Annotated in this window: 16 protein-coding genes; 6 read left to right on the top strand and 10 right to left on the bottom strand. The window is 70.7% G+C overall.

Annotated elements, in window-relative coordinates; translation table 11 throughout:
• Positions 1-391: 391 nt before the first annotated feature.
• Positions 392-850 (bottom strand): RrF2 family transcriptional regulator, encoded by a 459-nt coding sequence (locus QF037_RS32405; RefSeq protein WP_307031341.1) that lies wholly within the window; start codon positions 848-850, stop codon positions 392-394.
• Between the two features lie 93 nt (positions 851-943).
• Between QF037_RS32405 and QF037_RS32400 the strand changes: the two genes are divergently transcribed.
• Both QF037_RS32400 and QF037_RS32395 read left to right on the top strand, forming a co-directional pair.
• Positions 944-3,892 (top strand): glycoside hydrolase family 35 protein, encoded by a 2,949-nt coding sequence (locus QF037_RS32400; protein WP_307031339.1) that lies wholly within the window; start codon positions 944-946, stop codon positions 3,890-3,892.
• A gap of 13 nt (positions 3,893-3,905) precedes the next feature.
• A complete protein-coding gene (locus QF037_RS32395; RefSeq protein WP_307031337.1) occupies positions 3,906-5,036 on the top strand; it encodes a hypothetical protein in 1,131 nt (376 codons plus the stop codon).
• Positions 5,037-5,040: 4 nt separating this feature from the next.
• On the opposite strand, the gene arfA is transcribed toward QF037_RS32395, so the two are convergent.
• From arfA to QF037_RS32370, 5 genes are all read right to left on the bottom strand, one after another.
• Entirely contained in the window at positions 5,041-6,555 is a 1,515-nt protein-coding gene (arfA, locus tag QF037_RS32390) for an arabinosylfuranosidase ArfA (protein ID WP_307031335.1), read from the bottom strand.
• Positions 6,556-6,635: 80 nt separating this feature from the next.
• Complete coding sequence (locus QF037_RS32385; protein WP_307031333.1) at positions 6,636-7,607, bottom strand: arabinan endo-1,5-alpha-L-arabinosidase; 972 nt, start codon at positions 7,605-7,607, stop codon at positions 6,636-6,638.
• Positions 7,604-8,461 carry a carbohydrate ABC transporter permease gene (locus QF037_RS32380; RefSeq protein ID WP_307031331.1) on the bottom strand — a complete coding sequence of 286 codons (858 nt, stop codon included), beginning with the start codon at positions 8,459-8,461 and terminating at the stop codon, positions 7,604-7,606. Before QF037_RS32380 ends, QF037_RS32385 begins: the two co-directional genes overlap by 4 nt.
• A complete protein-coding gene (locus QF037_RS32375) occupies positions 8,458-9,396 on the bottom strand; it encodes a carbohydrate ABC transporter permease (protein ID WP_307031329.1) in 939 nt (312 codons plus the stop codon). Before QF037_RS32375 ends, QF037_RS32380 begins: the two co-directional genes overlap by 4 nt.
• Entirely contained in the window at positions 9,393-10,742 is a 1,350-nt protein-coding gene (locus QF037_RS32370; RefSeq protein ID WP_307031327.1) for an extracellular solute-binding protein, read from the bottom strand. Before QF037_RS32370 ends, QF037_RS32375 begins: the two co-directional genes overlap by 4 nt.
• A 246-nt stretch (positions 10,743-10,988) precedes the next feature.
• Here QF037_RS32370 and QF037_RS32365 point away from each other — a divergent pair, with 246 nt between their 5' ends.
• The 3 genes from QF037_RS32365 to QF037_RS32355 are packed head-to-tail and all read left to right on the top strand — an operon-like array spanning position 10,989 to position 14,198.
• Complete coding sequence (locus tag QF037_RS32365; RefSeq protein ID WP_307031325.1) at positions 10,989-11,579, top strand: toxin-antitoxin system, toxin component family protein; 591 nt, start codon at positions 10,989-10,991, stop codon at positions 11,577-11,579.
• Complete coding sequence (locus tag QF037_RS32360) at positions 11,576-12,802, top strand: MAB_1171c family putative transporter (protein ID WP_307031324.1); 1,227 nt, start codon at positions 11,576-11,578, stop codon at positions 12,800-12,802. Before QF037_RS32365 ends, QF037_RS32360 begins: the two co-directional genes overlap by 4 nt.
• Positions 12,795-14,198 carry an NAD(P)/FAD-dependent oxidoreductase gene (locus tag QF037_RS32355; RefSeq protein ID WP_373463845.1) on the top strand — a complete coding sequence of 468 codons (1,404 nt, stop codon included), beginning with the start codon at positions 12,795-12,797 and terminating at the stop codon, positions 14,196-14,198. The genes QF037_RS32360 and QF037_RS32355 overlap by 8 nt, the downstream gene beginning before the upstream one ends.
• 88 nt (positions 14,199-14,286) lie before the next feature.
• On the opposite strand, the gene QF037_RS32350 is transcribed toward QF037_RS32355, so the two are convergent.
• Together QF037_RS32350 and QF037_RS32345 are read right to left on the bottom strand one after the other, a co-directional pair.
• Entirely contained in the window at positions 14,287-15,144 is an 858-nt protein-coding gene (locus QF037_RS32350) for an SMP-30/gluconolactonase/LRE family protein (protein ID WP_307031320.1), read from the bottom strand.
• Positions 15,141-15,914: an IclR family transcriptional regulator gene (locus QF037_RS32345; protein WP_307031318.1), complete on the bottom strand. Its 774-nt coding sequence runs from the start codon at positions 15,912-15,914 to the stop codon at positions 15,141-15,143. The genes QF037_RS32350 and QF037_RS32345 overlap by 4 nt, the downstream gene beginning before the upstream one ends.
• Before the next feature lie 360 nt (positions 15,915-16,274).
• Here QF037_RS32345 and QF037_RS32340 point away from each other — a divergent pair, with 360 nt between their 5' ends.
• Complete coding sequence (locus QF037_RS32340; protein WP_307031316.1) at positions 16,275-17,546, top strand: TerD family protein; 1,272 nt, start codon at positions 16,275-16,277, stop codon at positions 17,544-17,546.
• A gap of 60 nt (positions 17,547-17,606) precedes the next feature.
• On the opposite strand, the gene QF037_RS32335 is transcribed toward QF037_RS32340, so the two are convergent.
• Both QF037_RS32335 and QF037_RS32330 read right to left on the bottom strand, forming a co-directional pair.
• Positions 17,607-18,824 carry a helix-turn-helix domain-containing protein gene (locus tag QF037_RS32335; RefSeq protein WP_307037487.1) on the bottom strand — a complete coding sequence of 406 codons (1,218 nt, stop codon included), beginning with the start codon at positions 18,822-18,824 and terminating at the stop codon, positions 17,607-17,609.
• A 12-nt stretch (positions 18,825-18,836) separates the two neighbouring features.
• Entirely contained in the window at positions 18,837-18,989 is a 153-nt protein-coding gene (locus QF037_RS32330) for a hypothetical protein (RefSeq protein WP_199924585.1), read from the bottom strand.
• Between the last annotated feature and the right edge of the window lie 369 nt (positions 18,990-19,358).

The raw sequence follows: 19,358 nt of genomic DNA, 5'->3' as shown, positions 1-19,358 counted from the left end.
CCATTCACAGGTGCGCTTTTCACAGTTTCTTCACAGGGTCTGAACTCTGCGGAAACAAGGGGCCGTTGACGACTCCGTTCCCGGATCGTTCACAGTCTCACATCAAGGAATTCTTCAGCCGGGGCACCACGTCTCGCGCGCCGCGCACGTCCATGTGCGGGTGCACACGGACGGCACGCTCACCGAGGTCCAGGCGCCCTCGCCGTACACCGCGAACACCACCCGGGCGACCCTCGCCGTGGGCGTCGACAGGGACCGGCGGTCAGGCGCCGAGGGTCGGGCGCGGACGGCCGGAAGCCGACCCTCCGGCGCCGGATGAACGGGACGCGACGGCAGGGCGTCAACCGAGGACGGCCTTGTACCCGGATGAGCGCACTCACGGACAGGGGCCCTACGGGTTCTCCCAGGCCGCCGGCTCCGCCGCCAGCGCCTGCACCGGCCCCGGCAGGGCGTCCGCCGCGATGTCGGCGATGGTGACGCCCTCCAGGATGCGGCGCACATTGGCCCGCAGCGCGATCCACAGGGGCAGCAGCGGCTGGGCGGAACCGGTGTAGGCGAGCTCGGTGGGGCGTTCACCCCGGACGGAGACGATGGGGCCGTCCACGGTCCGGATCACATCCGCGACCGTGATCTTCGCCGCGTCACGGGCCAGCCGGTAACCGCCGTTGCCCCCGCGCCGGCTGTCGACGACACCACCGCGCCGCAGGTCACCGAGGATGCCCTCCAGGAATTTGTGCGGAATGTCCTGGGTGACGGCGATGGCCTCCGCCTTCACCGGACCGTCGCCCTGTCGTACGGCGAGTTCGAGTACCGCTCGTACCGCGTAGTCCGCCCGTGCCGAGATCCTCATGAGGGCCATTGTGAGGCGTGCCGCGCCGGGCATGGAGAATGGTCCCTCCCTCGCGTCCCGGGAAACGCAGGCACAACAGGAGGCGACGCTCGCGTGGAGCTCAGCAGACGAACCTTCAGCGCACTGGCCGGCACGACCGCGCTCGGCCTGGCGCTGACCGGCAGTGGCGGTGCGCTGCCGTCCTCCGCCCTGCCCGGACTCGCGCCCACGGGCCCTCCACCGAGTCCGCCCAGCGCCGACGGCAGTGCGCACACCGTCGGCTTCGACCGCTATTCGCTGCTGGTCGACGGGCGGCGGCTGGTCCTGTGGTCGGGCGAGATGCACCCGTTCCGGCTGCCGAGCCCGTCGCTGTGGCGGGACGTGCTGCAGAAGATGCGCGGACACGGCTACAACGCGGTGAGCGTCTACGTCGCCTGGAACGTCCACTCCCCCGCGCCCGGTGAGTACGACTTCACGGGCGTCCGCGACCTGGACCTGTTCCTGCGCACGGCCGCCGAGACCGGCCTGTACGTGATCCTGCGCCCGGGCCCGTACATCAACGCCGAGGTCGACGCGGGCGGCTTCCCGGGCTGGCTGACGGCGACCGAGGGCAGGGCCCGGACCGCCGACCCCACCTATCTGTCGTACGCCGACGAGTGGTTGACGCGGGTGAACGCGATCGCCGCCCGGCACCTCTACACCAGGGGCAAGGGCACGGTCCTGCTCTACCAGATCGAGAACGCGTACGACGTCACCGGCGCGGACGGCCGCGCGTACATGTCCCACCTGTACAAGAAGGTGCGGGCGGACGGGATCGACGTACCCCTCTTCCACAACGACAAGACCCGCGAGGGGCGTTGGGTGCCCGGGTCGTTCGACACCGGTGGAGAAAAGGAGAGTTGGCTGTACGGCTTCGACGGGTATCCGGAGCCCGACGAGATCCCGCAGGACTGGGGACGCTTCGCCGCGCAGCCGGGGCGGGCCGCGAAGGCCAGCCCGAAGACCCCGGGTTTCCTCCCGGAGTTCGGCGGCGGCCGGCCCGATCCGTGGGGCGGGACGGTGTTCGGCGGCAAGGGGTACGAGGAGGCGCGGCGGACCCGGGACGCGGCGTACGAGCGGCGCTTCCATCTCACCAACCTCGCCAACGGGATCACGCTGCACAACGTCTACATGACGTTCGGCGGCACCTCGTGGGGCTGGCTGCCCGCACCGCAGGTCTACACGTCGTACGACTACGGGGCGGTCCTCGACGAGGGGCGCCGGCAGACGGCGAAGCTCGCCCCGATGCACCAGCTCGGCCATCTGCTGCGACAGGTTCCGGACTTCGCGAAACTGGACCGGGCGAGGGGCATGCCGTCCCCCGACGACCGGCTGAAGGTGTACCACCTGACCAACCGCGACACGGGCTCCCATGTCTACGTCGTGCGCAACGACTCCGCCGAGGACGTCTCCGTACCCCTGCCGGACGCCGGCATCGAGGTGCCGATGACCGTCCCGGCCCATGACGCCCGGCTGATCACCACCGAACTGAAGCTCGGACGGCGGACGTTGAGGTACGCCACCGCCCAGCTGGCGATGTTCGTCGCCGCCGGGCGGCAGGACATCGCCGTCTTCTCCGGCCGGCACGGCGACATGGCCCAGGTCGTCCTGGAGTGCCCGGACGAGCCGACGGCGACCCGCCTGGACGCGGAACCGGCGTGGATCTACGACCGCGGCCTGCTGCGGGTGACCGCCCCGCTCGGCGTCGGGCTGCTGGCCCGTGTGAAGGTGGAGAACGGCGGCTCCGGCCGCCCGCTGCTGATCTTCTTCGCCGACGACGAGACCGCGCTGCGGCTGTGGCCGTACGAGACCCCGTCCGGGACGGTGCTGGTGTACGGCCCGTCGCTGGTGCGGTCCGTCACCCTGGAGGGCTCCACCGTGCACCTCACCGGTGACACGACCGTGGTGACCGGCCTGGAGGTGTGGGGGCCGCGCGGTATCGGCCAGGTCACCTGGAACGGACAGCCGGTACCGACCCGGGTCAGCGCCACCAACAGCCTCATCGCCCTGAAACCCCTGCCGGGTGTGGGCGCGGTGTCGCTGCCCGCACTGGACAAGGGCTGGCGGCGGCGCACCGAGAACCCCGAGTCCGCGCCGGACTTCGACGACTCGGCGTGGCAACGGGCCGACAAGGAGAGCTCGTTCAGCACCACTCCGGTGCCCGAGGGACAGCCGGTGCTCTTCGCGGACGACTACGGCTTCCACTACGGCGACGTCTGGTACCGCGGCCGCCTCTCCGGCACCGAGGGCGCGAAGTCGGTCTCCCTCGCCTACAGCACCGGCACCCAGGGTCTCCTGATGGCCTGGCTGGACGGGGAACCGCTGGGCACCCACCGGATGCCGGTCCCGGACCAGAAGACGGCCCGGAAGGGCACGTGGACGGACACGGCGGACTTCGAGGTGCCCAAGGAGCTGAGGGAGCGGGACGAGCATGTGCTGTCGGTCCTCGTGCGGCGGATGCAGCACGACATGGACGGCGAGTCCCTCGACACGCACAAGGCGGCCCGGGGACTGACGTCCGTACGGTTCAAGGGTGCCTCGCCCAAGGTGAGTTGGCGGCTCCAGGGGGCGGCCTCGGCCGATCCGGTGCGCGGGCCGCTGAACAACGGCGGCCTGTACGGGGAGCGGGAGGGCTGGCATCTGCCCGGCCACGACGACGGCGACTGGAAGCCGGTGCGGCTGCCGCACGCGGAACGGCGGCAGGGCGTCACCTGGTACCGCACGTCCTTCCGGCTGTCCGTCGACCCCGGCATCGACGCGTCGATCGCCCTCACCCTCGACGACGACCGGAAGCGTGCCTACCGGGTGCAAATCTTCCTCAACGGCTGGAACATGGGCCAGTACATCAACGACGTCGGCCCCCAGCACACCTTCGTCCTGCCGAACGGCGTCCTGCGCACCAGGGGCGCCAACACCCTTGCCCTGGCGGTCATTTCGGACGGTACGACAGAGGCGGGACCCAAGGACGTACGGCTGACACTGCTGGGCGCGACGGCGGGCGGAGTGACAGTGGAGAACGTCTGAGGAGGAGAACCTCGTGCGAAGACGGCGATTCATCAGCGGGTTAGTCGGGGCGGGGGCCGGGATCGGGCTGGTCTCGTCGAGCGGCGGCACAGCCACCGGGGTCGCCAGGGCCGCCGCACCCCGGGTCCTCGGCCCGCACGACTGGCAGACCGTACCGGCCCCCGCCTGCACCCCGGCCGCCCAACTCCTCGGCGTGGCGGCCGCGGGACCCGACCTCGCGTGGGCCGTGGGCGAGGAGGGCCGCAACGGCGGCACCCGCGGGGTGCCGCTCGCCCTGGTGTGGGACGGCAGCGCGTGGACCCGCCTCGACCTCAGCCACCTCGGGCTCACCGGCGGGTATCTGCGCTCGGTCGCCGCTTCGGCGGGCGCCGCCTGGGCCGTCGGCACCGACAGGGGCGGCGTCGCCCGGCTGCTGCGCTGGGACGGGTCGACCTGGCAGGAGTCCCTCTTCGCCGGGCGACTGGCATACGGGACGAGCCTGACCGGGGTGACGCTGGACGCGAAGGACCGCGTCTGGCTCTCCGGCCGCAACAGCGACGGCTGCGTACTGCTGCGCGGCGACGGCGGGGACGACGGCTGGACCTGGGTGACCCCGCCCCCGACTCCGCCCACGAGCGCCCCGGCCGGCGTCCGCGTGGCGCCCGACGGCGGCGTCTGGGTGTACGACGCCGCACTCGTCGCCCGCTGGGACGGCGAGACCTGGACCGAACTGCCCGCCCCGGCCGGACTGCGCCCCTCCGTCACCGGACTGCTCCCGGTCGCCGCCGACGACGTCTGGCTCACCGGCTACGACTACGGAGTCGGCGGCCCGCCCGGCAAGCCGCCGTCCGTCACCCTGCGCCACTGGGACGGCAACGCGTGGACCTACGCCACCACCCCGTTCACCGTCGGCATGCTCACCGCGATCGTCGCCGACGCCCAGGGCGGCCCCGACCGCATCGCGGGCTGGGACTTCTGGGACCAGACCCGCGCGCACTACCTCCGGTGGGAGAACGGCGCGTGGGTGAGCGAGCGGGGCCCGCTGTCCACGGCCCCCGTACTGCTCAGCGGACTCGCGTCCGTGCCCGGCACGGGCGGATACTGGTCCGTCGGCACGAACTCCGCCTCGCCGTATCCGCCCGCGCAGGTGTATGTCGAGCGATGAGTCTCTAGGCCAGCCGGATCACGTTCCACGACAGCGGTTCGAGTACGGCGGTCAGGGTGCCGTCGGTCAGCGCGGTGCCCTCGACCGTGTGCGGGGCGACCCGCTCGGGCTCGGCGAGGGTGTTCCTGGCGTCCGGGTCGGCGTCGGCGAGGGCGCTGTGCTCGACCACGGACGACAAGTCCAGTGCGCCGAGGGCGACTTCGAGGGGAAGCGCCTCGGTCCGGCTGCGGTTGACCGCGAAGACGGTGACCGAGCCGTCCTCGCCGCGCACGGCGGTGGCGTGCAGCAGGTCGGTCTCGCCGTACTTCTTCGTCTCGTACGTCGGTGAGTCGACCCGCACGTCCAGGACCTCGCCGCGCCCGTACTGGGCGGCCTGGGCGAACGGGAAGAACGTCGTCTGACGCCAGGCCGGACCGCCCGGCTCGGTCATGATCGGCGCGATGACGTTGACCAGCTGGGCGAGGCAGGCCACGGTGACGCGGTCGGCGTGCCGGAGCAGGGCGATGAGGAGGGAGCCGAAGACGACGGCGTCGGTGACGCTGTAGTTGTCCTCCAGGAGGCGGGGGGCCTCGGGCCAGTCGTCCTGCTCGAAGGTCTTCGCCCTCGCCTCCCACTCGGGCAGGTACCAGACGTTCCACTCGTCGAAGGAGAGGTTGATCTTCTTCTTCGACTTCAGCCGGGCGCCCACGTGGTCGGCGGTGGCGACGACGTTCTCGATGAACGACTCCATGTCGACGGCGGAGGCGAGGAAGGAGTCGATGTCACCGTCCTCCGGCCAGTAGTAGGCGTGCAGCGAGATGTAGTCGACGAGGTCGTACGTCTCCTGGAGGACCGTCGCCTCCCACTCGGCGAACGTCGGCATGGACTGGCTGGAGGAGCCGCAGGCCACGAGTTCGACCTTCGGGTCCTGCTGGCGCATCGCGCGGGCCGTCTCGGCAGCGATCCGGCCGTACTCCTCGGCCGTCTTGTGGCCGGTCTGCCAGGGGCCGTCCATCTCGTTGCCGAGGCACCATAGGCGGATACCGAAGGGGTCCTTGTCGCCGTGGGCGATGCGCTGGTCGGCGAGTGCCGTGCCCTCGGCGTGGTTGGAGTACTCCTGGAGCTCCAGGGCTTCGGCCACGCCCCTCGTGCCGAGGTTGACGGCCATCATGGGCTCGGCCTGGGGGCCGACCTTGCGGAGGAAGCCGATGTACTCGGAGAGGCCGAAGCGGTTCGTCTCCGTGGAGTGCCAGGCGAGGTCGAGGCGGCGGGGGCGGTCCTCGGCGGGGCCGACGCTGTCCTCCCACTTGTAGCCCGAGACGAAGTTGCCGCCGGGGTAGCGGATGGCGGTGGCGCCGAGTTCGCGGACGAGGTCCAGGACGTCGGTGCGGAGGCCTTCGGCGTCTGCGGTGGGGTGGCCGGGTTCGTAGATGCCGGTGTAGACGCAGCGGCCGAGGTGCTCGACGAAGGAGCCGAAGATACGGGGGTTGACCTGGCCTACGGTGAAGGCCGGGTCGAGGGTGAAGCGGGCGGTGCTCATTTTTGCCTTCCCAAGAGGGTGGTTCTGAATCGTTGGCGGCTGCGGGGCCGTCGTGGCTGGTCGCGCAGTTCCCCGCGCCCCTAAAGGACGATCGGCCAGCCGTTCTTTTTCCAGCTCAGCCTGTTGAGGCCCAGCTTTGGTGTGCCCTCGTCCTCTGCGTCGTAGTAGTGGTACGCGAGCCAGTCTTGACCATGGTCCTGGAAGACCGACTCGCCGCCCGTGCCGACATACCTGCCGTGGCCCTCCAGCAAGAGGTCACCGCCGCCCTCCAGCATCGGCTTGCCCGTGCTGTCGGCGTAGGGGCCCGTCACCGAGGTGGATCTGCCGACCTTGATCTTGTACGTGGAGTTCACGCCCGCGCAGCACGCGTCGTAGGAGGCGAAGAGGTAGTAGTAGCGGCCGTGTTTGACGATGTACGGGCCCTCGACCGCGTAGGGGGCGTCCGGGCGGGTGGCCAGGTGGTGGACGGTCGTGCCCGCCACGGCCTTGCCCGTCCTCGGGTTCAGCTCGACCATGCGGATGCCCGTCCAGTACGAGCCGAACGACATCCACAGTCGGCCGTCCGCCCTGATCAGGGCGGGGTCGATGGCGTTCCAGGTGTCCGTGCGCTCGGAGGAGAAGACCTTGCCGTGGTCCTTCCAGGTACCGGGGAGACCGGAAGGGGAGGTGGCGACGCCGATCGCGGAGTGGTTGGTGCCCCAGCTCGACACCGCGTAGTACAGCCAGTACCGGCCCGCGCGGTAAGAGATGTCCGGCGCCCACGGGTCGCCGGTGTCGTTGTACTCGTACCACCAACTCGGCGGCTCGGCGAAGGCGTTGCCGGAGTCGGCCCAGTGCTCGCGGTCCTTGGACAGGCGGGCGCCGATGACGCCGCCCGTCGAATAGGCCACGTAGCCGCCGGACTTGAGGCGGATGACGGTGGGGTCGTGGATGATCTGCTGGCCGGTGACGGGCTGCGGGTCCGGGTAATCCGGCTGTGCGTACGCCGTGTTGGGCAGGAGCGCCAGGAACACCGCAGCGATCAGGGCCGTCAACGCTCTGGGCGCTCTCACTGTCCCGCCAATCCCGTGTGGGCGACGCCCGTCACGATCTGCCGCTGGAAGAAGACGAAGACGACGATCAGTGGCAGGCCCGCCATCAGACCGCCGGCCATGAGCTGGGCCCACTGGATGCCGTAGGAGTTCATGACGGTCGCGATGCCGTTCGGCATGGTCATCAGATCGGGGTTGTTGGTGACCATGTACGGCCACAGGAAGTTGTTCCAGGAGGCGATGAAGGTGAAGATGCCCACCGCCGCCAGGGAGGGCCGCGCGAGCGGGACGACGATCGTGAAGAAGACGCGCCAGCGGCCGGCGCCGTCGATGAACGCGGCCTCCTCCAGTTCGCGCGGGATGCCCTGGAAGAACTTGTAGAGGATGTAGACCATCGCGGCGGGCGCGCACTGCGGCAGGATCATGCCCCAGTAGGTGTCGACCATCCCCATCTGCTGGACCGTGGTGAACAGCGGCACGCCGAGGACCGCGGGGGACACCATGAGGCCCGCCATCACCACGCCCATCAGGACGTTCTTGCCGCGGAACTCGGTGCGGGCGAAGCCGTATCCGGCCAGCGCGCTCACCGCCAGCACGATGGTCGTCACGCACACCGAGACGACCAGGGAGTTGATGAACCAGTTGCCGATGTTGCCGGTCTCCCAGAGGGACTTCCAGGCCTGGACCGTCCATACCTCCGGCAGCCAGTGCGGCGGGATCTCGGCCGCCTCCGCCTCGGACTTGAGCGAGGTGAACAGGGCGGCGGCGATGGGGGACACGAAGACGGCGGCGACGGCGACGCCGGTCAGCGTGAGGACGATCTGGCTGGGCGTCCAGGGCTTGCGGGACTTGAGCCGGGGCTGGGTGGTGCTCATCGGGTGCCCTCCTCACGGTTGCGCAGCAGTGCCATCCGTCCGAGGGCGACGGCCGCGATGATCACGAAGAAGATGATGGACATCGCGGAGGCGTAGCCCACGCGGTAGCTGGTGAAGCCCTGTTCGAGGGTGTACTGGACGAAGGAGCGGGTGCTGAGCTCGGGTCCGGGACTGAAGTCCATCATCACGACGGCCTGGTCGAAGAGCTGGAGCGAGGCGAGGATCTGGAGCGCGATCACCAGACCGGTGATGTGGCGCAGCATCGGCAGGGTGATGTGGACCATGCGGTGCCAGGCGTTGGCGCCGTCCAGCTTGGCGGCCTCGTAGAGGTGGCCGGGGATGCCCTGGAGCGCGGCGAGGTACAGCAGGAAGCTGAAGCCGACCGTCCACCACAGGGTCTGGATGACGATGGCGAGCATCGCGTACGACTTGTCGGTCAGCCACGGCGTGTCGAGGCCGAAGGTCTCGTTGAACAGGCCGATGCCCTGGGTGAAGAGCCACTGCCACAGGTTGGCGGCGACCGTCGAGGGCAGCAGGAAGGGGACGAAGAAGCACAGCCGCCACAGCCATTTGCCGCGCTCGATGTGGTGGGCGAGCATCGCGAGCAGGAACGCCAGGATCGTGATGCACGGGACGACGAGGAGGGTGAACCAGGCGCTGTGGCCGAGCGCGTCCCACATGGCCTGGTCGTTCAGGGCTTCGCGGTAGTTGTCGAGGCCGACGAAGCTCGCGCCCTCGCCGGAGATGTTGGCGTCCGTGAAGCTGAGGTAGAGGCCGCGCAGCAGCGGCCAGACGACGAAGAGCGCGAACAGCGCCAGGAACGGGGCGATGAACCAGCCCCCGTGCTGGAAGCCCTGCTTGCGGCGGACGGTCGCGGTGGCGGTGGCGGTCCTCGCCCGTGCCGGTGCGACGACGGTCTGAGCGCTGGTCGTCATGCGGCCGTACCTCCCTGCGCGGCGGTCCTGCCGTCCATCGGGTTCTTCGAGGCGAGGAGCGTGGTGAGCCGGGACTTCATCCGCTGTGCGACGGCGGCCGGCTTGGCGGAGCCCGTGGTCGAGGAGACGACGACGGGGCCGAGGTCCTGGGCGAGGACGCCGGTGGAGCCGGCGAACCACACCTTGGGCTCGGTGGCCTGGTGGTCCATGGCGCTCACGTACTCGTTCTGCGGTTCGAGCTTCTGGTACGCGGCCGTGGACAGCGTCGGCGTGTAGGCGGGGATGTGGCCGCCGGCCGCCCACTGCTGGGCGTGGGTGACGACGTACGCGGCGAGTTCGTGCGCGGCCTCGTTGGTGGCGCCGCCGCGGCCCGACTGGTGGGGCAGGACGAACGCGTGCGACTCGGCGTGGGTGGCGGGCTCGCCGAAGACGGGCGGCAGCGGGGTCGCGCCGTAGTCCAGCTTGGCGCCGGAGAAGACCGGCACCGACCAGTTGCCCTCCCAGGTGAAGGGGGCGCCGTTGATGAACTGCTCGCCGGTGGGTGCGCCGGGGATGACGTAGCCGTCGGTGACGTGTTGCCGGAGGAACTCCAGGACCTGGGTGGCCTTGTCGGCGTCGAAGAGGACCTCGGTGTTGCCGTCGTCGAACCAGCGGCCGCCGAGCTGGGTGTAGAAGGCGACGAAGAACCACCACTGGAAGTTCTGGTCGTTGGTCCACAGGCCGATGGTCTGCAGGCCCTTCTTCTGGACCTGCTTGGCCTTCTTCAGGACGTCGAACCACTCGCCGGTGGAGCCGACCGGGATCATCCGGCCGTCGTCGCCGAGCAGGTCCGCCTTCTTCAGGACGTCCTTGCGGTAGAAGCAGAGCTGGACGTGGATGTCGAGGGGGAGGGCGTAGAGCTTGCCGTCGATGACGCCGCGGTTCCACAGCGCCGGGTTGAAGTCCGCCTTGCGCACGCCGTACCGGGCGAGGAGTGCCTCGTCCCACGGATCCAGGAGCCGTCCCGGTGAGAAGCCCGCGACGCGGCCCACGTGCATGACGCCGAGTTCGGGGGCGCGGTTGCCCGCGGCGGCCATGGCGAGCTTGGTGTAGAAGGGGTTGCCCCACTGGAGGGTGGAGTCCTTGACCGCGATGCCGGGGTGTTCCTTCCGGAAGGAGTCCAGCATCGCGATCATGTTGGCGCCGTCGCCGCCGCTGAAGAGGTTCCAGTAGCGCACCCGGGTGTCCGCGTCGGAGGCGAGCGCGTCGGCGCCGGTGCCGAGCGCGGCGAAGCCGAAGCTGCCGGCCACGGCCAACCCGCCTGCGGCGGCGAGCAGTTGCCTGCGGTTCAGGTCAGGTCGTCCCATTGCCTGCCCTTCCAGTCGGAGAGGGAATCCGGTCAGTTCAATGCTGTTCGGTATGTCGAAAGATGCTCGTAACTTCGAACGGGACCGTAGATAGGAAGCGCTTTCCAGTCAATGGTCCGGACAGGATTTTCAGAACCGCGAGCGGTCGTTCTCACTTGTACGAACGGTCCCCGGATCGCATGACGTGGACAGTTCGGGCCGCGTACGCTCGGACGGGCTGCCGGACAGCGGTGAGAAGGGGGATCGATGGACATCGCGCGCACGAGGGCGGGGCGGGTCGCCACGGCGCTGCGGCGCGCGAGAACCGCGTCCGCGATGCGTCGGCTCGCCGTCGAACTCGACGCCGCGCTGCGGGCCAGGCCCACTCCCCCGGCCGGCGTGCGCGAGGTGTGCCGGGCGCTGTGCGAGGAGATGAGCGCGCGCCGCGACGGGCGGCCCGTCGAGCTGCGCTTCGAACGGTTCCCCGACGAGATCGAGGTGACCGGCCTGTGCGTGGAGTTCCAGGACTTCGACCTGGTCATCGTCGAGGAGCGGGCCGAGGCGGTGCAGCAACTGGTCATCCTCGGCCATGAGTTGTGGCATCTCGACGCCGGGCACCGGCACGGGGTGGGCCCGGCCGCCGCCCGCGCGCTGGCCGGTGGCCCCGACTGGAAGGACGCCCTGGCCATCGCCGCACGCGACGGCTCCCGGCAGACCGACGAGGCGGAGGCGGACGACTTCGGACACCGGCTGGCGGCGGCGTTCCGGCCCTATCTGTCGGGCCACGGCGGCAGGGCGTCCCTCACCGGGATGGAGCGGTCCATGGGGTACCGCGGGCGCAGAGGCACGGAGCGGTGACACACGCCGGTCCGCTCGCGCAGGGCAACCTCCTCAGCGGGGTGTACGTCTCCTTCTGGCTCCCCACCGTGGTGCTGACCGCGGCCCTGGTGATCAAACTGCCCAGCATCCTCAAGCTGTGGCGGGACCCGCTGCTGCGGGCCGTCGGCGGACTGCTGCTGTTCGCCTGCGCGGTGTTCGTCTTCGCGGCCCCCAGCACCATCTCCTGGACCAACCGGGTCACCGGTGTGCCGAACATCGCGGCACCCTGGGTGTACTCGCTCATCACCGCGCTCTGCGCGTCCTGGCTGCTGCTGGTCGTCCACTGGCGCAACGGCCGCACCGAGCGCCATGCCCGCACCCGCCGCGCGACCCGGTGGGTGGTCGCCGTCTACGCGGGGGTCGTGGTCGCCCTGTGGGTGCTGTTCGCCCTCGCCGACGTGCCCGTGGAACAGATCCGGGACTTCGACACCTACTACGCCGGCACGCCGTTCATGCGTGAGGCGATCCTCCTCTACCTGTTCGCGCACATGGTGGCCAGCCTGGTCACGTCCCGGCTCGTGTGGAACTGGATCCGCACCGCGGGCCTCGACGGCTGGCTGCGCTGGGGACTGAGGTTCCTGGGAGTCGGCTTCGCGACGAACCTGCTCTTCAGCGTCGCCAAGCTCACGGCCGTCGTCGCCCGCTGGACCGGACACGACCTGGACTGGCTGAACACCAACATCGCGCCGTCGGCCGCGTGCATCGCGGCGACCCTGGTCGCGATCGGCTTCATCGTGCCGCACGCCGGCCAGTACCTCCAGGAGCGGTGGCGGCTCCGCCGCCGGTACCGCGGCCTCAAGCCCCTGGCCCGGCTGATGCGGAGCGTCGCGGGCAGCCGTGAGCCCTTCGCGCTGCGGGCGACCCTCGAGATGCGGCTGATCCGCCGCGAGACACTCATCCGCGACGCGCTCCTGCACCTCTCCCGCCACCTCGACGACGAGCTGCGCGCCCGGGCCTACGACGCCGCCCTGGCCCTCGGTCTCGAACGCGGCCGGGCCCAGGCGCTGGCGGCGGCCGTGACGATCCTGGACGCCATGGAACGCGAGCCGGGCCCCCCGGACGCCGACGCGAGCGCCCCCGACACCACCTACCTGCTGCAGGAGATCCAGGCCGTGTCCGAGGCCCTGCGCAGCCCCGACGAGATCAAGGCGGTACGCATCCGCGCGGCCGTCCCGGCAGAGAGCATGTCCGCGCATGAGTGAGAGTCCCTCCCCCGCCAGAACCGCCGTGGTCCTGGGGGGATCCCATACCGGCATGCTCGCGGCACGGGCGCTCGCCGCCTTCGCCGACCGCGTCCTGGTCGTCGAGCGGGACGTGCTGCCCGAGGGCCCCGAGCCGCGCAAGGGTCTGCCGCAGGCCCGGCACGCCCACATGCTCTGGTCGGGCGGGGTGCGGGCCATGGAGGAGCTGCTGCCGGGCATCTCCGAGACACTCCGCAAGGCGGGGGCCCGGCGGGCGCCGGTCACCACGGACATCGTCGGCTACTCGGCGCAGGGCTGGTTCCGGCGCTGGCCCGAGTCCCACCATGTGATCCTGGCCGGACGGGACCTGCTGGACGCGGCGGTCCGCGCACAGGTCCTGGCCGGCGGGCCGGTGGAAGTACTCGGCGGCACCGAGGTGCTGGGCCTCGCGGGCACACCGGAGGCGGTCACCGGGGTACGGGTGCGGGAGCACGACGGCCGTGAACGGACCATCGGGGCGGGCATGGTGGTCGACGCCACCGGCCGGGGCTCCGGGGCGCCCCGCTGGCTGACGGAACTCGGACTGCCCGCGCCACGGGAGCGCAAGGTCGACTCCGGCCTCGCGTACGCCAGTCGGCTCTACCTCGCGCCCGAGCAGGCCCGCGGCGGCTTCCCCGTCATCCATGTGCAGCCCGACCCGCACGCCGGCGTCCCGGGCCGGGCGGGGTTTCTGCTGCCCATCGAGAACGGCCGCTGGATCGTCACGGTGAACGGCACACGGGGCGGCGAACCCTCCGGCGCCGACGACGACTTCGTCCGCTTCGCCCGCGAGGAGCTGCGGCACCCTCTCATCGGCGACCTGCTGCGGCGGGCCGAGCCGCTGTCCGAGGTGGCGGTCACCCGCGCCACGGTCAACCGCCGGTACTTCTACGAGCGGATGCCGGCCTGGCCCGACAACTTCACCGTGCTGGGCGACGCGTTGGCCGCGTACAACCCGGTGTACGGCCACGGGCTGGCGGTCGGTGCGCAAAGTGCGCTGCTCCTGCGGAAGCTGACCGCGCGTCATGGCTGGGGTGCGCCCGGGCTGTCCCGGCGGGTCCAGAAGGCCGTTGCCCGTCCGGTGGGGGCGGCGTGGGATCTGGCGACGGGGCAGGACGTGTTCTATCCGGGGGCGACGGAGGGTGGGCCGACGCTGCGGGATCGGCTGCTCGCCGGGTATGTGGACCGGCTGATGCGCACGGCCACGGGGAACGGGCGGATCGCCCGCCGCGTGACGGATGTGACGTCGCTGGAGCGGCGGGCGGAGGTGTTGCTGAGTCCGTCGGTGGTGTTGGCGGCGGTGGTGGGGCCGTTGAAGGCCCCTTTGGCGGCGCCGCCTTTGACTGCTGAGGAGTTGAAGCGGGTGGGGCTTCAGTAGTTCGTCGGGCGCGGGGCGGTGGGGGCTGGTCGCGCCCACGCGGCGGAGCCGCAAATCGATACAGCCCCGCGCCCCTGGGTGAGTCCGCTCACCCGGCGAACAGCGGTTGCGGCAAACCTTTCCCCGCGCCAGGCACCACCAGCAGCGAGCCTGCCACCGGGTGCGGTGCCTCCAGGCCCACCGTCGCCGTCGTGATGTACAGGTCGGTCAGGTCGGCGCCGCCGAAGGCACACGCCGTCACCCTCGGGGCGGGGAGGGTGATCACCCGGTCCAGCGTGCCGTCCGGTGTGTAACGGCGTACCGCTCCGCCGTCCCACAGGGCCACCCACACACAGCCGTCGGCGTCGACGGTGAGGCCGTCGGGGAAGCCGGCGCCCTCCTCGATCTCGACGAGGGGACGGCGGTTCACGGGGCGGCCGGCCTCGAAGTCGAAGACGTCGAGGCGGCGGGTCGGTGAGTCGATGTAGTACATCCGGCGGCCGTCGGGGCTCCAGCCGGTGCCGTTGCTGACCGCGACGTCGTCGAGGACGGTCTCGAAGGAACCGTCGCCGGTGAGCCGGGACAGGGTGCCGCCGCCCGGTGCCTCGTCGTAGCGCATGGTGCCCGCCCACAGCGAACCGTCGGGGGCGACGGCGGCGTCGTTGGCGCGGCGGCCGGGGACCGGCTCGTGGTGCAGCCAGCGGAAGGAGTCGTCCGGGTCCAGGAGGGCGACGCCGTCCCGCAGGTTGAGGACGAGCCCGCCGCCGGTGCGCGGCTTGGCGGCGCCGATGTGCTGGTCGGTGACGCGGACCGTGCGGTGGCCGGAGACGGGGTCGTAGGTGTTGATCCGGGCGCCGAGGATGTCGAGCCAGATCAGGCGGTTGTGCACCGGGTCCCAGGTGGGGCCCTCGCCGAGTATCGCCTCGGCGCGGACGGCCACCTCGTAGTCGAACGTCTTCGAGGTCATCCCACGCTCCGGTGACCGAGGCGCTCGGACAGCTGGGCGGCACCCTTCGCGGCGAGCTGCTCCAGCTCGTCGCGGCGCTCGTCGCTCCAGCGGATCATGGGCACGGAAATGGACAGCGCGGCCACCACCCGGCCGGTGCGGTCGCGGACCGGGGCGGCGACGCAGGAGACGTCCGGGTTGGACTCACGGTTCTCCACGGCGACGCCGCGCTCGCGGATGTGGATGAGGGCCTCGCGCAGGGCGCCCGGTTCGGTGATGCTGTTCGGAGTCATCCGAACCAGCTCGGCGGAGTCCGGGATGCGGGAGCTCAGCTCCGACTCGGGGAGCGAGGCGAGCAGCATCTTGCCGACGGAGGTGCAATGGGCGGGGAGCCGGCGCCCGGCGGCGGACACCATCCGCACCGCGTGCGTCGAGTCCACCTTGGCGATGTAGATGACGTCGGTGCCCTCCAGGATCGCCACGTGCACCGTCTCGTCGCAGGTCTCGGCGACGGTCCGGGCGACCTGCTGCCCCTCGGCGGCGAGGTCGAGCTGCTCGGCGTAGCGGCTGCCGAGCTGGTACGGCCGCACCCCGAGCCGGTAACGTCCCGGCTGACCCGGCACCGGGACGATGTACGACCGCGCGGCGAGCGTGGTCACCAGCTCATGCACGGTGGTGCGCGGCAACTGGAGCTTGCGCACTATGTCGGGGGCGGAGAGTGTGCCGTCCCCGTCGAGGAAGAGCTCGAGAATGTCGAGAGCCCGGGTCACGGCAGGTACAAGACGTCCCACGTCCAGCCCCCTCCCTTTGCGTCTTAGGCATCTGTTCGAAATTTCAACAGACGATCGGCATAACGAACACAGGCTAGCCATACCACGTTTCCCCGGGCAATGGGCCTGCAGACTACGCCCCGCGCAACCGTCCCGTTTCGGCAGGAAGCGTACGGGTGCGAGACACCGGCACTACTGCGTTCGTGTGTGACACGTCACACTGCGTGGCGTGTCTTGGGGGATGCGGTTCCTGGGGGGATCTCGTGCGTGACATGACCAAAGGGTCGAACACTGCCCTGTCGGCCCTGCCCCGACATCCCCTCCTCCCTTCCTGATCCGGTATGGCAGGGTGACGTCACGTCGAAGGGTGGGAGAGTCGCTGTGCCTGAGCTTCTCAAGGGCGGGAACACCGTGGTGGGCTCCGGGCCGCTGACCGCCGAGCTGCACACCGTGGGTGATCCGGTGGATCTGAGTGCGCTGCTGGTGGGGGCGGACGGGCGGGTGCGGTCCGATGGGGATCTGGTGTTCTACAACCAGCCCTCGGGTGCGGACGGGGCCGTGCGGCATGTCGGTGCCGATGGTTCGGGGCCCGAGCGGGTCGTCGTGGATCCGGCCGGGCTGCCCGCGGACGTGGACCGGGTCGTGCTGGTCGGCAGCTGTGATCCCGACAACACCGCCCGTACCTTCCGTGAGGTCGAGGAGGTCACCGTCCGGGCGCATCAGGCCGAAGGGGAGCCCGTCGTCTTCCGCGCGCCCGCGCTGACCGACGGCGAGCGCGCGGTGCTGCTCGTGGAGCTGTACCGGCGGGGCGACGGATGGAAGCTGCGGGCCATCGGGCAGGGGTACGCCGAGGGGCTGGCGGGGCTGGCCACGGACTTCGGAATCGATGTGTCCCGGCCGGAGGCCGAGACGCCTCCCGCACAGTCACCGGCATCCGCTCCCGCTCCCGCACAGGTTCCGACTCCGACCAGTCTCGTCAAACCCCCGCTCGGCAAGGTCAGCCTGGACAAGGGCGGCCAGGTTTCGATCAGTCTGGACAAGTCGGACCGCCAGCTGGTCGTCACCGTGGCCCTGGAGTGGGACGGCGGCAGCGACAAGCGCCGACGCCAGGGCGCCGACCTGGACCTGTACGCCCTGTTCGTGCCCGCCGCTCAGGCGCAGCGCGGGTCACAGGCGCCGGGCACGATCATCAAGACCGGGCGCGGGGAGAAAAAGGGTGAGGGCGGCGACGTCGTCTACTACAAGAACCTCGGCTCGTTGCAGCAGGCGCCTTACATCCAGCTCGACGGGGACGCCCGTGTCCCCGGCCGGGAGACCATCCGTATCGTGCGGCCCGAGGAGCAGGGGTACGTCCTGCTGTGCGCGTACTCGGCCGTCAGCAACGGGTTCGGTTCCTTCAAGAGCTTCGGTGCGCAGGTCGTGGTCGACGACGGGCGCGGCTCCAACATCACCGTGCCGCTGTACGAGAACACCAAGACCCGCTACTGGGTGGTCATCGCCCTGGTCGACTTCACCACCGCCGACGGCGCGGCGATCCAGCACATCGAGTCCTACAGCGGCCGCATGAACGAACGCCGGCCGGTGCTGCACCCGGACGGCACGATCGAGATGAACGCGGGCCCGGTGGAGTTCAAGCGACGGTCGGACTCCTAGGGGTCGTCAAATTCCCGCCTGCCCCCCTTCGGGCGGACGACGGGAATTTGACGACAGGGCCTAGCCGGGCGACTCCCCCAGCACCCCCCTCAATCGCTGCGCCCTGAGCACCAGTTCCAGCTCGAAGCGCCGGTCCGGGTCGTCGATCTCCGCGCCCCAGAGCTCACGGATCTGGCGCAGGCGGTAGCGGACCGTCTGGGGGTGGACGCCCAGCCGGGCGGCCACCTCCGGAGCGCCGCCACGGGTCTCCAGCCAGGCCAGTAACGTCTCGGCGAGCCGGCGGCCATGGGTGGGGCCGCAGTGGACCAGGGGGGCCAGGCAGCGCAGCGCGAGGTCGTCGATCAGTTCCTCCGGCTGGAGGAGCACCAGCGCCTCCGTGTGCTCCGTGCAGTGCAGGACCTCGCCCGAGGGCAGCAGACGGCGTTCCATCAGGCGTACGGCGGCCTCGGCCCAGCGCAGCGACTTCGCCGCGTCGGCCAGCGGGACGGGGGGTCCTATCGCGCCGGACCAGCCGGTCAGGGCGCGGTGGAGGAGTTCGGGGCGGCCCGCCGCGTCCGGTTCGGGGACGACCATGCGGGGCAGTTCGTACTCCATGTCCAGGAGCACTCCCTGGCCGACCGCGGGCGGTACCGCCTCTCGTGCCGGGCGCAGCAGGACGCCGACGGCGACTCTCTCGGGGAGCGGCCAGCCGATGCGGGCGGCGCGTTCCGTGAGGGCCTCGGCCGGGTCGCCGTGCCGGTGGCGTTCGACCAACAGGAGTTCCATCAGGCGGCGTTGGAGCCGGAGCCGTTCGCCCGCCTGGCGGGCCGCCGCCTCGGCGTAGCCGCGGACCGACTGGTCGACGAGGCCGTCGAGGTACTCGTAGCCCGCGTCGACGAGTTCGTACATCGCCGGCGGCGGGATCTCGACGCGCTGGCCGATCTCGGCGAAACGGCGCCAGGCCAGGCGTACGCCCATGCGGTAGATGGCCTGGAGGGAGTCCAGGCTGCGCCCGTTCAGCCCCTCGCCCCGGCCGAACTCCTGGAAGACGCCCGGGGGGACCCTCGGGCGGCCCTCCGCGGTCTCCAGGTGCTGGACGAAGACCTCGATGGCGCGGCGGATACCGACGAGGGCCATCGGCTCGCCCGACTCGTCGAGGACGACGGGCAGATGGGGGTACTCGCGGCGGATCTCGCGCAGGATCTCCTCGGCGAGCGCCGGTGCCTCCGCCATCGCGATCTCCGCGAAGCGGCGCACCTGGAGCCGGGGTACGTCGAGCCAGGCCGACCGTGAAGTCACCGCCGTCACGGCTCAACTCCCCTGACCTGCTTGCTCGTACGTGATCAAGGGCGTGTTCGGCTGGTCGGGCGTCGCTTCGAGCAGCGCGACAATGCCGAACGCGGCCCCCACGGCGAGCGCGGCGGCTGCCACGACGGTGAGTGCGGCGGCGAGCAGTCTGGACATCGCAGGGTCAGCCTTTCAGTGGCTCTTTCCGGCGGTTGTCCCCACCCCGGCGTTCCACCCTGTCTGTCCGCCCCAGTGTCAGCAAGACATTGACACTCCGTCAAGGGGCGCCTACGGTCCTCGGCCCAAGGGCCCTGTCGTCACACTCCCGCCTGCCCCGCGGCGTCTGGCACGCGCACCTGCGGCGTTGTCGTCGGTCGCCGACTCCCCCACTCTCGGCTTCGCTCGAGCGGGGGGACCCCCATCGCGTCGACTCCCTCCTCCGCCTTGCAGCTGCACGCACCAGACGCCGCGGGGCCCGCCCTACGGGCGAACGACGGGAGTGTGACGACAGGTCCCAGAGCGGCCCGAACTCCGTACCCTCACGCC

Source organism: Streptomyces canus, from assembly GCF_030815415.1.
Classification (GTDB): Bacteria; Actinomycetota; Actinomycetes; order Streptomycetales; family Streptomycetaceae; genus Streptomyces; species Streptomyces canus_F.
The sequence above is the reverse complement of the archived record's forward strand: the minus strand, read 5'-3'. Positions and strand labels throughout refer to the sequence as shown.

Coding starts and splice junctions, on each gene's coding strand:
- QF037_RS32405 (WP_307031341.1), bottom strand. CDS start 850: ATGAGGATCTCGGCACGGGCGGACTACGCGGTACGAGCGGTACTCGAA.
- arfA (WP_307031335.1), bottom strand. CDS start 6,555: ATGAGCACCGCCCGCTTCACCCTCGACCCGGCCTTCACCGTAGGCCAG.
- QF037_RS32380 (WP_307031331.1), bottom strand. CDS start 8,461: ATGAGCACCACCCAGCCCCGGCTCAAGTCCCGCAAGCCCTGGACGCCC.
- QF037_RS32375 (WP_307031329.1), bottom strand. CDS start 9,396: ATGACGACCAGCGCTCAGACCGTCGTCGCACCGGCACGGGCGAGGACC.
- QF037_RS32370 (WP_307031327.1), bottom strand. CDS start 10,742: ATGGGACGACCTGACCTGAACCGCAGGCAACTGCTCGCCGCCGCAGGC.
- QF037_RS32365 (WP_307031325.1), top strand. CDS start 10,989: ATGGACATCGCGCGCACGAGGGCGGGGCGGGTCGCCACGGCGCTGCGG.
- QF037_RS32355 (WP_373463845.1), top strand. CDS start 12,795: ATGAGTGAGAGTCCCTCCCCCGCCAGAACCGCCGTGGTCCTGGGGGGA.
- QF037_RS32350 (WP_307031320.1), bottom strand. CDS start 15,144: ATGACCTCGAAGACGTTCGACTACGAGGTGGCCGTCCGCGCCGAGGCG.
- QF037_RS32330 (WP_199924585.1), bottom strand. CDS start 18,989: ATGTCCAGACTGCTCGCCGCCGCACTCACCGTCGTGGCAGCCGCCGCG.